Below are 13,071 nucleotides of genomic sequence, written 5' to 3'. Positions count from 1 at the left end.
CGCCTGTAGAGGCGTCGTGACTCAGGCCCGACGGGGCACAAGATCCGGGAAAGACGCTTTTGGCGTGGCACGGCACCTGAAATGGTTCCGTCCAGTTGCGACCTGACCGCCCCCTGTCCTCGTCTTCTTTTAGGGTCAGAATGTGGCGGGGTTCTTCAGCAAAACGTTGATCGCAACTAGAGGCAAACGGGATTCAAACTTGCTGTTGCAAAAACGTCACGAGGAATTCAGAGGGCGTTCAGCATAGGGGCCGCCGGGGCCTCGCCGGACCAGCAAACGGGCCTGAAATCCTCAGCCCGTTACATCCACTTTTGGCGGCGCATGAAGAGGTAGATGGCCCCGCCAAGGACAGCCAGCGCGAGCGTCACGATCCAGAACGCGTAGGGGCTGTCGTGGAAGGGAATGCCCGCGACGTTCATGCCGAGAAGGCCGCTGATGACGGTCAGCGGCATCAGCACCACGGTGGCCGCCGCGAGCACCAGCATGTTGCGGTTCATCTGCTCGGCGCGGGTGTCCAGCAGCTGTTCATGGACCAGCACGGCGCGCTCGGAGAGCGTCTGCATCTCGTCGCCCAGGCGGGCCGTGCGCGAGGCCGCCTCCCAAGGACAGGTCCTCGATTTCCAGCGTCGTGAGCGCATCCCGCTGCGGCCAGATCAGCCGGCGCATGTTGATCAGCGTACGGCGCAGCTGGGCCAGCCGGTTGCGCGAGCCGTGGTTGCGGCTGACGATCAGCTCTTCCTCGACCGTATCGAGGCTGTTTCCCAGCCGCTCGATGAGCGGTTCGATGCGGTCGGCAGCGCGCAGCGCGAGGCGGGCGACGAGGTCGGCTGGCGATACCGGTGCGTGATGGGTCTGCTGCCAGGCTGAAATGCCGAGCAGCTCGATGATGTTGAGTTCAGAGGCGATGATTACCCGCCCCTTCTCGATCCACATGCTGAGGAGCTGGCGACCGACATCCTCCGGCTCGGCCCCCGGGCGGGCGACACGAAGCACCACCAGCGCCCGGTCATCGAGAATGGTGCAGCGCGTCCGCGTCGTCGGCAGGGTGATCAGATCGGCGACGAAATCGCCGACCTGCTTCTTGAGCCAGACCTTGAACTCAGGCGCGCGCGCGTTACCGGAAATGAGCGCGAAGCCACGCTGCAACGTGACGAAGTCGGCCTCCTCGGCCTCCTCGAGCTGACGAACGCCGCCGCGACCATCGAACTGCACGATGGTCAGCCAATCCTTCACCGGCGGACGCTGACTGCTGGCCGGCATGGTAGATTTTCCCTTTAGCTCAGGCGCGAGAGCGCTTCGGTGAGGCGCTTGACCTTGTCCTCGGCTTCGGCACGGCGCGTCCGCTGCTCCTCGATCACCTCTTCGGCGGCCTTGGCAAGGAACTGCTCGTTGCCGAGCTTCTTGTCGATCTTGTCGATCTCGGACTGTTCCTTGGCAATGTCGCGCTTCAGCCTGCCACGCTCGGCATCGAGATCGATGACGCCGGCGAGCGGCAGCACGAAGGTCGCCTCGCTGAGGATCAGTTGGGCCGAGTCGCGCGGCACGTCCGAGGTGTAGTCGACGCCCTCGAGGCGGGCGAGACGGGTCAGCGCGCTCAGGTTGGCCTCGACGCGGGTGCCGGTCTCCTCCCCTGCCCCGACCACCAGCAGCTTGATCTTGGCGCCGGCCGGAACGTTCATCTCCTGGCGCACCGAGCGGATGCCGGAGATCAGCGCCACCAGCCAATCGAGCTCGGCCTGCGCATCGACATCCTCGAGGCCGGCCAGCTCGGGCCACTCGGAGATGATCAGCAGCTTCTCGCGCGCCGGGCCCGCCTTGCCGGTCTCGGCCCACAGCTCCTCGGTGACGAAGGGCATGAACGGGTGCAAGAGCTTCAGGATCTGGTCGAGCACGAATGCCGCTGTCGCCTGTGTCTCGGCCTTGGCCCCCTGGTCCTCCCCGGTGAACACGGGCTTGGCCAGCTCGATGTACCAGTCGCAGAACGTGCCCCAGACGAAGTCGTAGGCCGCGTTGGCGGCTTCGTTGAACTTGTAGTCCGTGATGGCTGCCGTGATAGCCGCGGCGGCACGGGCGGTCGAGCCCACGATCCAGCGGTTGAGCGCCAGCGTGTTGGCGCGCGGGTCATAGGCCTCGACGCGGACGCAGCCGTTCATCTCGAGGAAGCGCGCAGCGTTCCAGAGCTTGGTCACGAAATTCCGGTAGCCCTCGACACGCGCAATGGCGAGGCGCATGTCGCGGCCCTGCGCGGCCATGGCGGCCAGCGTGAAGCGCGTGGCGTCGGCGCCGTACTCGTCGATGAGGTTCAGGGGGTCGATGACGTTCCCCTTGGTCTTGCTCATCTTCTGGCCCTTCTCGTCGCGGACCAGGGCGTGCATGTAGACGGTGTGGAAGGGCTCGGTGCCGGTGAACTCGAGCCCCATCATCATCATGCGGGCAACCCAGAAGAAGATGATGTCGAAGCCGGTGACCAGCACATCGGTCGGATAGTACTTGGCCAGCTCGGGGGTCTGGTTCGGCCAGCCCATGGTCGAGAACGGCCACAGCGCCGACGAGAACCACGTGTCGAGCACGTCTTCGTCGCGGTGCAGCGGCACCTTGCTGTCACTGAGCTCGGCGAACGGGTCCTTGTGCTTGCGCGCGTTCCAGGTGTCGGCATTGAGCCGGTCGCGCTGCGTGGCTTCGAAGCCATTGAACGCCTTGGCATAGTCGGGCGCAGTGGCGCCACCGGCGTAGACCTCGATCTTGCGGCTGCCGTAGTAGGCTTGCGCGAGCTTGACCGCGTCCGCCTCGCTGTCGGCGACGAAGCACTTCGGCCCCGCCTCGCGATTGTTGAAGTCGGGATCGGTGCTCAGCCGGGGACCGTACCAGGCCGGAATCTGATGGCCCCACCACAGCTGGCGCGAGATGCACCAGGGTTTGATGTTCTCCATCCAGGCGTAATAGGTGTTCTCGTACTGCCTGGGCACGAACTTGGTCCGGCCCTCCTTCACCGAGGCGAGCGCCGGCTCGGCCAGCACCTCGGCCTTCACGAACCACTGGTCCGTCAGGAACGGCTCGATCACGATCTGCTTCGACTTCTCGTCGTAGGGGACCATGATCTTCTTCTCGTCCACCCAGACGAGCACGCCCGATTCCTCGAGCTCGGCGACGATCCTGGTGCGCGCGTCGAACCGGTCGAGCCCGCGATAGGCCTCGGGGACGGAATTGTTCAGCTTGGCCGTCGTGGTGAAGATGTTGATGGGCTTGAGCCCGTGGCGCTGGCCGACCTCGAAGTCGTTGAAGTCGTGCGCCGGGGTGATCTTCACAGCGCCCGAGCCGAGCTCGGGATCGGCATACTCGTCACCGATGATGGGGATGCGCCGGCCGACGAGCGGCAGGATGACGTGCTTGCCGATGAGGTGCTTGTAGCGCTCGTCCTCCGGGTGCACGGCGACGGCGACGTCGCCCAGCATGGTCTCCGGACGCGTGGTGGCGACGGTGATGGTTTCCTCGCTGCCCTCGATGGGGTAGCGCAGGTGCCACATCTTGCCGTTGGTCTCGATGTTCTCGACCTCGAGGTCGGAGATCGCGGTCTCGAGGCCGGGGTGCCAGTTAACCAGGCGCTTCGCGCGATAGATGAGGCCCTTCTCGTAAAGCGTCACGAACACCTTGCGGACGGCCTCGGAAAGGCCCTCGTCCATGGTGAAGCGCTCGCGCGACCAATCGGCCGATGCGCCCAGGCGCTTCAGCTGGTTGAGGATCGTGCCGCCGGATTCGGCCTTCCATTCCCACACGCGCTCGAGGAACTTCTCGCGCCCCATCTCGCGGCGGGACGGTTCCTGGCGCTGCATCAGCTGGCGCTCGACGATCATCTGGGTGGCGATGCCGGCGTGGTCGGTGCCGGGCTGCCACAGCACGTCCTTGCCGCGCATGCGCTCGAAGCGGATCAGGATGTCCTGGATCGTGTTGTTGAGCGCGTGCCCGATATGGAGCGAGCCCGTGACGTTGGGCGGCGGAATGACGATGGAGAAGGTCTCCGCGCCGGGCTTGGCCCCTGCCCCGGCCTTGAACGCACCAGCCTCCTGCCACTCTTCGTAGATACGGGTCTCGACAGAGGCCGGTTCGTAGTTCTTCTCAAGCATCGGTGGTTTCCAACGGCAACGGCCCACCAGTCCGCGCCAGAGGCGCCGGGCGAGCCAGAATTCGACAATTAGTGCTAAAGCAAAGGCGGGTGGCGAAAGTCAACACGCCGATGTGGGGAGCCTGCCTGCGGCAGGCAAGGCTGAGCGCCGAGGCGGACCGGCACAGCGGGAACGCCAAAGACCTGCGGATCCCATCCATGTCATCTCGATCGCGACCGGAAACGCACCGGAGCACTGTCCGGTCAGCGCCCCTACTTCCCGCGCGATACCCGCGAGATTTCCTTTTCCACCATGCGCTCGACGACGGCGGGCAGGTTCTCGTCCAGCCATTCCTTCAGCATGGGCCGGAGCATCTCACGCATCATGTCCTCGAGCGTGATGCCCGTGCCGATGCTCTGCATGCCCGACAGCTTGGCGAAGGTGCTCTGCACGGCCGATTGTGTGGCCGGCTCAAGCAGTTCCTCGGCGATATCGGCCGACAGCATCGGATCGGGCATCGGAGCCGCCTGCGCCACGGGGCGCGGCGCCGGCCGTTCAAAAGCGGGGGCGGCGGCGCGCGGCGGCGGTGAGAACACCGGGACGGCCTCGGGCTCAGGCTCCACGTCGAACGCGATATCGTCCGGATCGATGAGCGAGGCCGCATCGAAATCGGTAGCAGGTGCCGAGCCGAGGAGCTCGGAATAGCTGAGGCCCGGCTTGGCGCTGTCTTCCGCCGCGGTGTCGCGCAGGATCTGCTCGGGCGAAAGCGCCAGCGGCTCGGGCTCTGGCTCGGGTTCCGGCTGGGACGGGCGCAGCGGGGCGGGCTGCGGCATGAAGCTGCGGGCAGGCGCCGGAGCAGGCGTGGCCGCCGCCGGCTTCTTTGGCGCGGCCCCCGCATCGTCGTCGGCAATGATCTGCCGGATCGACGAGAGGATCTCGTCCATCGAAGGCTCTTTGGGCGCCGGCTTGTTCATCACTGCCTCACATTACCCGCCAGATACGCGGCCGCTGATTGGCCGGATTCGACGAAAAGACCGAATCGGCTTCGACCAATCTAGTCCAAGCGCTCGCAGTTTGTGAATCGGAGGTAAATTCGCGCTGCCGTCTTCCCCCAGGGAAATCCGGGGGAAGACGTTGACGTTGCTGCTTGACTACACCGTCAGCGCCGCGCGGTTGCGGAAGACGGTGTAGACGAAGACCGCCATGCCCAGGATCGTGGCGATGGACGCGATCTGGGCCAGCCACTCGCCCTGCCCCGAAGTCGCCATGGCCACCCCGGCGCCCATGGTCAGCGCCCCGATGAGCGCCAGTATGAAGTGAGCCAGCGCCAGCCGGCTACCGGCCGCCACCGGCACCAGCTTGTAGTAGACGCCGTAGATGATCATCAGCACGAAGCCGACCAGGTTGTTATGCGCGTGGCCCGGCGACAGCGTGTGATCCTGCGTGATGGCCATCTGCAGGCCCCACAACATGCCCGCGAAGCCCAGCAGTACGCCGACGGCAATGAACCAGAACGGTAGTGACTTCATGACTTCTCCCCCAAGGCGGGACCGCCCCAACGGCGCCCGCGTGAAAAAGCCGCGACGCGAGACTCGCGCCGCGGCTTCAATGAGGAGAGTATTTGGCCCGAAACGCCTGGTCTATCGAGGCCAGGGTCGCGTCCAGAGCTTATTCGTCGAGGGCCCTGAGCTCGAGCCACACATCCTCGACCGTCGCGATGTAGCCATCGGCCGAGTGCACGGGGATGTTGAGGCCCAGCACGTCCGGCGAGAGCCGGCCCGAGGCGGCGAGCAGCGCGAAGGCCGCAACCATGCGCGTCGTCCGGGCGGAAATCAGCGCCTCGCGTGCCGTCGAGTATTCGGCCTGGGCGTTCAGCACGTCGAGGGTGGTCTTCTGGCCGACGTCGCGTTCCTGAATGGTGCCTTCGACGACCAGCTCGGCCGACGCCACCGCGGCTTCCGCCGACTGGATCTGCGAGATGGCGTTCTGCAGCGTCGACCACGAGGAGATCACTGCTTCCTTGACCGTGTCGAAGGCGCCCAGCGCATCGACTTCGCTCTGGATCTGCTGGATGTTGGCCTTGCGCAGGCTGGCACTGAGCGCGCCTCCCGAATAGAGCGGGACCGAGAGCCGAAGCTGTGCGGACCCGGTGAGGTCGCTAGCCGTGCCTGCCGGTTGCAGATTTCGTTCGCTGGCGTACGCGATGCTCGTCTCGATGCTTCCAATCAGGCTGAGAGTAGGACCGAACGCGGCGCTGGCGGCGTCCGAGCCGGCCTGCGCCACGCGGATGGCCGCGCGGGCGGCGAGAAGCGCCGGGTGACGGTCTTCGGCCGAGGCGATGCCGGCGTCAATCGATGTCGGGAGCGATTTGCCGAAGTTGAAGTCGTAAACCAGGTTCCTGGGCTTGTGGCCCACATAGCGCTCGTAGCTTGCCTGGCTCGTCTGCAGCGAGGCGATGGCCGACTGATAGAGCGCGACGCCCGCGATCTGGCGGGTCTGCGCCTGGGACACGTCGATCTTGGTGCCCTCGCCGAGCCGCAGGCGATCCTCAGCGGAGGTCAACTGCGCATCGTAGAACGCCATGTTGTCCTGCCGCAGCTGCACCAGCTGCGTATCGCGAATTACCGCGTAGTAGGCCTGCACCACGGAGAACAGGATGTTCTGCTCGACATTGCGCAGCGCGTATTTCGACAGCTCGGTCCCGGCCCGCGCCTGCTCGATATCGGCTTCGGTCTTGAAGTTGTCGAACAGCGTCTGGCTGTAGTTGATCCCAGCAGTCGAGCCGAGCGCAGTGAAAACGTCACCGCCCTGCGGCGCCGTCCACGATCCACCGAAAGTGCCTGAAACTCCTATCGAAGGTAGCTTGGCCGACTTGGCGAGCGCGATGTTCTCGGCCGTCGCCTTGACGTTGAGCAATGCCGACATGATCTCGGGATTGTTCAGGTAGGCACTCGTGAGCGCTGAACTCAGCGTCTCCGCCTGTGCCGCCGCCGGCACCAGACTTAAGGCTATGGCAAGGGCGCCCGCCCGCATTGCCCCCAGGTAACCCATATTCAAACCTCCGACGCCCTACCGACGATATGCCGGCCACATGGGCGGCACAACTGCGCAACTCAATGGTTGTTACGTACTAGCCTTTGAAATCTTTGGGTCCGTGGTCGGACGGCAACACCGACCGACCGCGGGTCAGTACGTATTTCCTATCGCTAGAACACGAAGGTTTCCAGACGGGGCGGTGCAGTCAGCGGTGGAAGACTGGCATTGAATTCGCTGCGCCCCGCCACTTCCCCGCCCGACTTGACGAACACGTGGGCAACGCCCGGGCCGTTGCCGGCGATCACGACGACCAGCCGGCCGCCGTCGCGCAGCAGGTAGGTCAGCTCGGTCGGCTCGCTGCGCACCTCACCTTCGACCACCACGACGTCGAAATGGGAATGCAGCAGGCTCGAGCCGTTCAGCGGCCCCACGGCAACCGTCGCATTGGTCACGCCCAGTTCCCTGAGATTCGACTCGGCGCGCTCGGCGAGCGCGGTATCGGGCTCAAGCGCAGTCACCTCGGAGCCGAGTTGCGACAGCACCGCGGTGGAATACCCCGTCCCCGCTCCCACATCGAGAATCCGGTCGGCCTCGGTGATCTCGGCGAGCTGCAGGAGCTTTGCGAAGGGAGCAGGCGCCGCGAGGTAGCGATCGCCACCCAGATGATGGACGACATCGGCATAGGCGAGCGCAGCACGATTGGCAGGAACGAACAGCTCGCGCGGCACTTCACCGATGGCGGCGAGGACCCGGTGGTCGGTCACGTTGCTGGTGCGCAACTGGTTGTCGACCATCTTCAGGCGGGCAGCGGCGAAATCGACAGCCATCTCAACTCCTCACGGTTGGAAGCGACTGGCAGGTGCATAGCGCCGCCCCACATGGGCATCAAGGACGCGCCTTCGGCGCGACACAGACATATTTCGAAAGAGGGGAATGGAGGCCACGTCCGGAATCGAACCGGAATACACGGATTTGCAATCCGCTGCGTAACCACTCCGCCACGTGGCCTCAACGCGCGGGGTTCATATGGCACGGCAACGCTTTACGCAAGCTGAACGCGCCCGGTCGACGGCCGCTTTCTGAAGAAACTCCGCTAAGCGTCGGAACTCACTCTCGAAAATCGGGGCGCCGAGGGCAGCGGCACGGGAGATAGCCCGCTAGTCGGGGGCCTCGATCACAACCGATGCATCATAGGCCATCGTCTGCACGAACTCGCAACGCACCGATCCACAAGTGCCCGCGAACGACATGCGGCTCGGCAGGCTCGTGGCCTCTTCGATCCACACCTCGATGGTGCCTGAATTGTGGTTTCGCGCCGTGTACCAGTCGATCTCCGCCGAGAACACGCGCTGCCGGCCTCCAGCCACCACGGGGTCGAGTTCGATCACGTTCTGCAGCCCGTCATCGAACAGCGCCGCCACCGAGAACACGGCGGGCGCCTGTGCGGCATACGAGCGAACCCAGCCGGCCTCAGTCCGCTGATAGACCTCGTCGCCGATGACGAAGGTTTCCGAGCCGGCAGAGCCGTTGCTGCTGGTCATGTGCAGGCGGTCAGGCTGCACGCGCTCGATCACGTACTCGACCTCGCCGCCGTCCCTCACGAAGGTCAGGCGGGCCTGCTGACTGGGCTGCTGCTCACTGGCCTTCATGGCGGCGACCAGCAGGTCCTTCAGGTCCTCGGCCAGAGCATCACCCGGCAGGGCGAGGAGCAGCACCGACAGGAGTATGAGTCGCTTCATGGCTGGGCTCCTACCGTTCCAGGATATCCGGCGCGCGCCGATGCGGGGGACGTTCGAAGGCTCCAAGGGCGCAGCGGTCGCCAGTCGCACGCGACTGAAAGACGATGTCGTTCCTCGAAACCGGGGCCGACCGGCAGGTGTCGATGTCGCCCATCGCCAGCACGGGACTGCCCAGCGCCGGCACGAACATGCTGTCGAGCATCGGATCGAGTTCGGAAGCACCGCCGCAATCGACGATCCCGAAGACGAGGTTCGACCCTTCGAATGCCGCCCGAGGCACGCCCCGACAGTTGCCGGTGCTGTTCTCGGAAATGATGGTGTTGGCGAGCTTGGTTGCCGGGCTCGCGGGACCATGGAAGTCGGACACCACTCCAATTCCGGTGTTGCGGGCGATGGTGACGTTGTAGAGCTCGACGGGATTGGCCTGGATTATGCCCCCGTCGGTGGTCGAGTTCCCGGCGAAAAGGCTGTTCGAGACGATCCAGCGCGAGTCGCCGTCCGGGTAGTCGGCGTAGATCGCGGCGCCGCGCGGTGCGTCGTTGCCGCGGAACAGGCTGTGCTCGACGAGCATCCCCCTGCCCTTTGCCGCTATCGCTCCCCCCACCGACGACGAGACGTTGCTGACGAATATCCCGCCGACGACCTGCAATCCGTCGCTGTAGGACAGGTCAGCCTCGATCGCGCCCGCCTGCGTTCCCTGGTTGCGGATGAACTGCGAGTAGGCGACGAGAAAGCGCGCCGGAGGCATGCGCATCAGGATCGGCCGCGCCACGGACGAAGCGGTGGCGGTGCTGTCGTAGATGGTGATCGCTCCGCCCCCGCTCGTGTTCACGTTGTTCTCGAAGCGGCTTCGACGAATAGTGATGAGAACTCCCTCCGTTCCGGCCCGTTGCGACAGTTGCACCGCTCCGCCGCCCTCGTTCGACGTGAACGTCGCGCCCGTGATCGTCACGTCGTCGGTCGCGTGGGAGATGCGTAGTCCGGCGTTGGTGTTCCGAGAGAAGACGCTCTTCGTTACCGTCCCTGATCGCATGACGAGGCCGGTGCCGTTGCCGAGGAACCGGGTGTCGCGGATGATCGCTTCGGAACGAGCATAGAGGGCGGTCGAGGCGTTCCCGAGAAACGCCCCCCGGATCACCGTGACCGTCCCGCCGACCTCCACGGGCGCCTCGTTGGCGACCAGCTCGACATCTTCCAGAGTAGCGTTGCCCTGTACCAGCAGCACCGAGGCCAACCGCCCGAGTTGCGAGCGCCAGCGCTTCGCATTCTGGATCGTCAGGTTCTGGGCGGAGAAGTCGCCTTGCGGCACGTAGAAGATGGTCCCTTGAAGCCCATGAGCATCCAGGGTGGTCCCCTGCCCTTCGATGCTGACGCCCGGTGGCAACCGATAGCCCTGGGTAATTCTGATCGAACTGCCGCGCGGACAGTCGATGATGATGTCGCGGCTGACCGCCAGGGCAGTGGCCAGGTTCATCCCGCCGGGTTCGACATCCGACCTGCAGCGATCGACGTAGGTCTGCGCCTGGGCGCCGACCGGCAGCAGCGAAAGGGCCAAGGCAACGAGAAACGAGCGGATCATGGTGTTTCGCCCCTCACCGGCAGGTTCCAGCGCGACACGTTGATGGTGATGGATTTCGGATAGGTCGGGCTCGTGATCGTCACGGTGCCGTTGCTGGCCCGGGTGACGACCGCCCCCTGGGTCTGGGACGGAGCAACCGAAGCTCCGTTCACGCTCGCTAGGTAGGAGCCGTCTTCATGGATGCGGTAGCGGATCGTCCGCCCGGAATCGTCCAGATACGACCCGAAACCATCGTCGTCCGGCACTGAGGCGCGCAGGCTTGCCCGCCGCGAGTTCTTGAACGCATCGAACACGGGGTCCGGCAGCGCCGCATCGGTCGCCGCGGCAGGGACGACCTCGATCATTCCATAGGTCTCGCCCTCCTCGCAGAATTCATCGTCGCAAGGCCGGCTCATGAAGGCGGCATAGAAGTGCGGCCCCTCCGGAACGCAGCCGACCGACCGCATGAACTTGAGCTTTTCGCCGCTGATCAGCCTTTCCTCGCGCGTGGTGCAGGCATCGAACTGGGTCGGCCAACTTGGATTGGTGCCGCAGATGAAGCCCTCGAACCCGCACATGTTCTGGGCACGATCCTCCTCCGTGCCGGTCCCCTCGATGGTGAAGAACTCTCCCGGCTGGATGCCCCTGATCGTCGGGATGATCGTGGTCGGCATGGCGATGCCGCGGTCCTCGCCAAGCTCGTACCCCCAGGCGCGAAGTGCTGCGGGTCGCGGCACGCCTCCCAGGCTCATCGTGAAGGCCGGAGACTGGAAATACTGCTCGACGCCGGCGTGCAGGACCGACTGCGAGAACGTGGCGCTGCGCTCGATGGCGACGTTCAGGACGACCTTGGGCCACCGGTATGAGCTGACGGCAGCGTAGATCATGTTGCCCACGCCGAGCTCGTCGAACCCCCAGGGCACCAGTTGCGACTGCCCTGCGTACATTGCAGCGCGGGTCACCTCATGGTCCGCGTTCTGCACCATCTCGTAGGGGCCGACATTGTCGCTGCCCGACAACCGGCGGAACGGCGGCTCGCGACGTCCCCGGTTGCTGGAGGCCGCGAACTTGGCGCCGGAGAGATCCAGCACGATCTGGCTCGCCGTCTTGAGGGCGCTGTCGTTGCACGTGTTGTCGACGAGGATCGTCGGATCGCAGGCGAAATCGTAGAGGTTCAGGATCGCGTTCAGGCTGTACCGCGTGTAGGGCCGCGCGTTGTACTCGTCGAAGTCGGAACTCGCGATCTCGTTCAGCCGCTTAAGTAGCCAGTCCCGGACCCCAGCCTGCTCCTCTTCGATCTCGTCGATGTTGTCGTGGTCCATCCGCCTGAGGTCGACGAGGATCTTGGCGTTGGTCAGGTACCTGGAGGTCTCGATCATGAGACGGTGGTTCTCCGTCTCGGGGATTCTGAGATCGCTATGCGGCTCGAGCAGTTCGACCGGATCAGTGCCGTCGGCGATCAGGAACGGGGCCGCTGCCACGCTGCCGGCACCGGCAATGGCCAGCACGCCGATCTTGATCGGAAGCTCGGCCAGCCACTTGAAGAAGTCTCCGATGGCTCCCAGCACCTCGCGGTACCAGTACTCCCGATCGGCGAAATCCTCCGGGCTGCCAAGCTCATCGCCGGCGGGATCGTCGCAGTCGCTGATCACCGAGTAGCTGGCGTCCGAAACGGGCCCGCGCGCCGACAGCAGGTTCTCGTACATGTAGTCGATCGTGGCCTGCTCGAGCACCTCCCGGCGCGGCTGCGTGCCCATGTAGAAAAGGCGAACGAGCTCGCGCACGTTGACGTCCCAGTCTCCCTCATGCGCGTGAAAACCGGCGAAGCACGGCAGAGGCGTCCCCATCTGCCGATTCTTGACCATCGAGCGGATGGCCTCGTTGACCTGCCTGCGCAGGCAATCGGGCTCGACGACGACCGCTATGTCGAGTTTCTCGTCGGTGAGATTGATCCGGCTCGTCGGGTATGAGCATCCCGTCGGGGCCCGGGAATCCTGCCACCAGCCCAGATGCGCCACGATGAAGTCCGCGTCCAACTGGAGCGGGGTGCCATCCGCAGCCCTCGGCCGGGCGACCGATCGCTTGAAGGTGCACGGGGTGCCCCGGAACCTGTCCTCGGTGAGCCAGGCGACCTTGGCGATCAGGATGCCGGTCAGGTTCTCGCCCTGCTTGTCGTAGTCCTCCTCGCTCATCTTCTGCCGGATCGTGGCGTAGTCCACCTCGCGGCCGCACGCGCCGTACCTGATCGCAATCTCGGACCTGGCGTCAAATGTGTCCCACGCCTCGTCGGCCGTGGCCGGAGGTGGTGGTAAGACAAGCGGCGCGGCGAACGACTGCGTGACCATTGCGGTCACAACTGCGAACAGGGCGACGAGAAGCGCACGTGAATACACCGCAAACTCCTTCGGGACCCGACGCAATGTCGGGCTGTTGGGTGAGTTACCTGGGTGCAGTCTGTAGAGATGAGAGGCTATGCGAGGCGGGCGGCTCAAATGTCAGGCCACCGGAAGTATTAGTCGCAAGCTCGACCCTATTTCAGACCGTGGCGACTACTCAATAGGTACTGTGACATTTGACTCAAACTATCGGAGCGCCGGCGGTGTCTCTCTCCGGGCGTTCGCCTGCCGAGATTGACCGC

10 protein-coding genes and 1 tRNA gene are annotated in these 13,071 nt (G+C 64.9%); all 11 read right to left on the bottom strand.

What is annotated here, in order from left to right; all coding sequences use genetic code 11:
• Positions 1-299: 299 nt before the first annotated feature.
• The 11 genes from PRN20_RS11120 to PRN20_RS11070 all read right to left on the bottom strand — a co-directional run bounded on the left by PRN20_RS11120 (position 300) and on the right by PRN20_RS11070 (position 12,826).
• On the bottom strand, positions 300-563 hold the full coding sequence (locus tag PRN20_RS11120) for a CorA family divalent cation transporter (RefSeq protein ID WP_273957419.1): 264 nt from the start codon (positions 561-563) through the stop codon (positions 300-302).
• Positions 526-1,260 carry a CorA family divalent cation transporter gene (locus PRN20_RS11115; protein ID WP_273957418.1) on the bottom strand — a complete coding sequence of 245 codons (735 nt, stop codon included), beginning with the start codon at positions 1,258-1,260 and terminating at the stop codon, positions 526-528. Before PRN20_RS11115 ends, PRN20_RS11120 begins: the two co-directional genes overlap by 38 nt.
• 14 nt (positions 1,261-1,274) lie before the next feature.
• The gene (locus PRN20_RS11110; RefSeq protein ID WP_273957417.1) at positions 1,275-4,121 is read right to left on the bottom strand and encodes a valine--tRNA ligase; all 2,847 of its coding nucleotides are present in this window, start codon (positions 4,119-4,121) and stop codon (positions 1,275-1,277) included.
• A gap of 251 nt (positions 4,122-4,372) precedes the next feature.
• Positions 4,373-5,044, bottom strand: coding sequence for a PopZ family protein (locus PRN20_RS11105; protein WP_273957416.1), 672 nt, complete (start codon positions 5,042-5,044; stop codon positions 4,373-4,375).
• A gap of 207 nt (positions 5,045-5,251) precedes the next feature.
• Positions 5,252-5,629, bottom strand: a complete 378-nt coding sequence (locus tag PRN20_RS11100) for a hypothetical protein (protein WP_273957415.1) — start codon at positions 5,627-5,629, stop codon at positions 5,252-5,254.
• Positions 5,630-5,768: 139 nt separating this feature from the next.
• Entirely contained in the window at positions 5,769-7,151 is a 1,383-nt protein-coding gene (locus PRN20_RS11095; RefSeq protein WP_273957414.1) for a TolC family outer membrane protein, read from the bottom strand.
• Between the two features lie 155 nt (positions 7,152-7,306).
• Entirely contained in the window at positions 7,307-7,963 is a 657-nt protein-coding gene (locus PRN20_RS11090; protein WP_273957413.1) for a protein-L-isoaspartate O-methyltransferase family protein, read from the bottom strand.
• A 107-nt stretch (positions 7,964-8,070) separates the two neighbouring features.
• A tRNA-Cys gene (locus PRN20_RS11085) sits at positions 8,071-8,144 on the bottom strand.
• Between the two features lie 149 nt (positions 8,145-8,293).
• Positions 8,294-8,875, bottom strand: a complete 582-nt coding sequence (locus tag PRN20_RS11080; RefSeq protein ID WP_273957412.1) for a hypothetical protein — start codon at positions 8,873-8,875, stop codon at positions 8,294-8,296.
• A gap of 10 nt (positions 8,876-8,885) precedes the next feature.
• Positions 8,886-10,454: a right-handed parallel beta-helix repeat-containing protein gene (locus PRN20_RS11075; protein WP_273957411.1), complete on the bottom strand. Its 1,569-nt coding sequence runs from the start codon at positions 10,452-10,454 to the stop codon at positions 8,886-8,888.
• Positions 10,451-12,826, bottom strand: a complete 2,376-nt coding sequence (locus PRN20_RS11070) for a hypothetical protein (protein ID WP_273957410.1) — start codon at positions 12,824-12,826, stop codon at positions 10,451-10,453. The genes PRN20_RS11075 and PRN20_RS11070 overlap by 4 nt, the downstream gene beginning before the upstream one ends.
• Positions 12,827-13,071 lie beyond the last annotated feature (245 nt).

This window comes from Devosia sp. ZB163 (assembly GCF_028613635.1).
GTDB lineage: Bacteria > Pseudomonadota > Alphaproteobacteria > Rhizobiales > Devosiaceae > Devosia_A.
This window is presented reverse-complemented; position numbering and strand designations above follow the sequence as displayed.

Bases quoted from the DNA above. Each gene is read 5' to 3' on its own strand.
- PRN20_RS11120 (WP_273957419.1), bottom strand. From the start codon at position 563: ATGCAGACGCTCTCCGAGCGCGCCGTGCTGGTCCATGAACAGCTGCTG.
- PRN20_RS11115 (WP_273957418.1), bottom strand. From the start codon at position 1,260: ATGCCGGCCAGCAGTCAGCGTCCGCCGGTGAAGGATTGGCTGACCATC.
- PRN20_RS11110 (WP_273957417.1), bottom strand. From the start codon at position 4,121: ATGCTTGAGAAGAACTACGAACCGGCCTCTGTCGAGACCCGTATCTAC.
- PRN20_RS11105 (WP_273957416.1), bottom strand. From the start codon at position 5,044: ATGGACGAGATCCTCTCGTCGATCCGGCAGATCATTGCCGACGACGAT.
- PRN20_RS11100 (WP_273957415.1), bottom strand. From the start codon at position 5,629: ATGAAGTCACTACCGTTCTGGTTCATTGCCGTCGGCGTACTGCTGGGC.
- PRN20_RS11095 (WP_273957414.1), bottom strand. From the start codon at position 7,151: ATGGGTTACCTGGGGGCAATGCGGGCGGGCGCCCTTGCCATAGCCTTA.
- PRN20_RS11090 (WP_273957413.1), bottom strand. From the start codon at position 7,963: ATGGCTGTCGATTTCGCCGCTGCCCGCCTGAAGATGGTCGACAACCAG.
- PRN20_RS11080 (WP_273957412.1), bottom strand. From the start codon at position 8,875: ATGAAGCGACTCATACTCCTGTCGGTGCTGCTCCTCGCCCTGCCGGGT.
- PRN20_RS11075 (WP_273957411.1), bottom strand. From the start codon at position 10,454: ATGATCCGCTCGTTTCTCGTTGCCTTGGCCCTTTCGCTGCTGCCGGTC.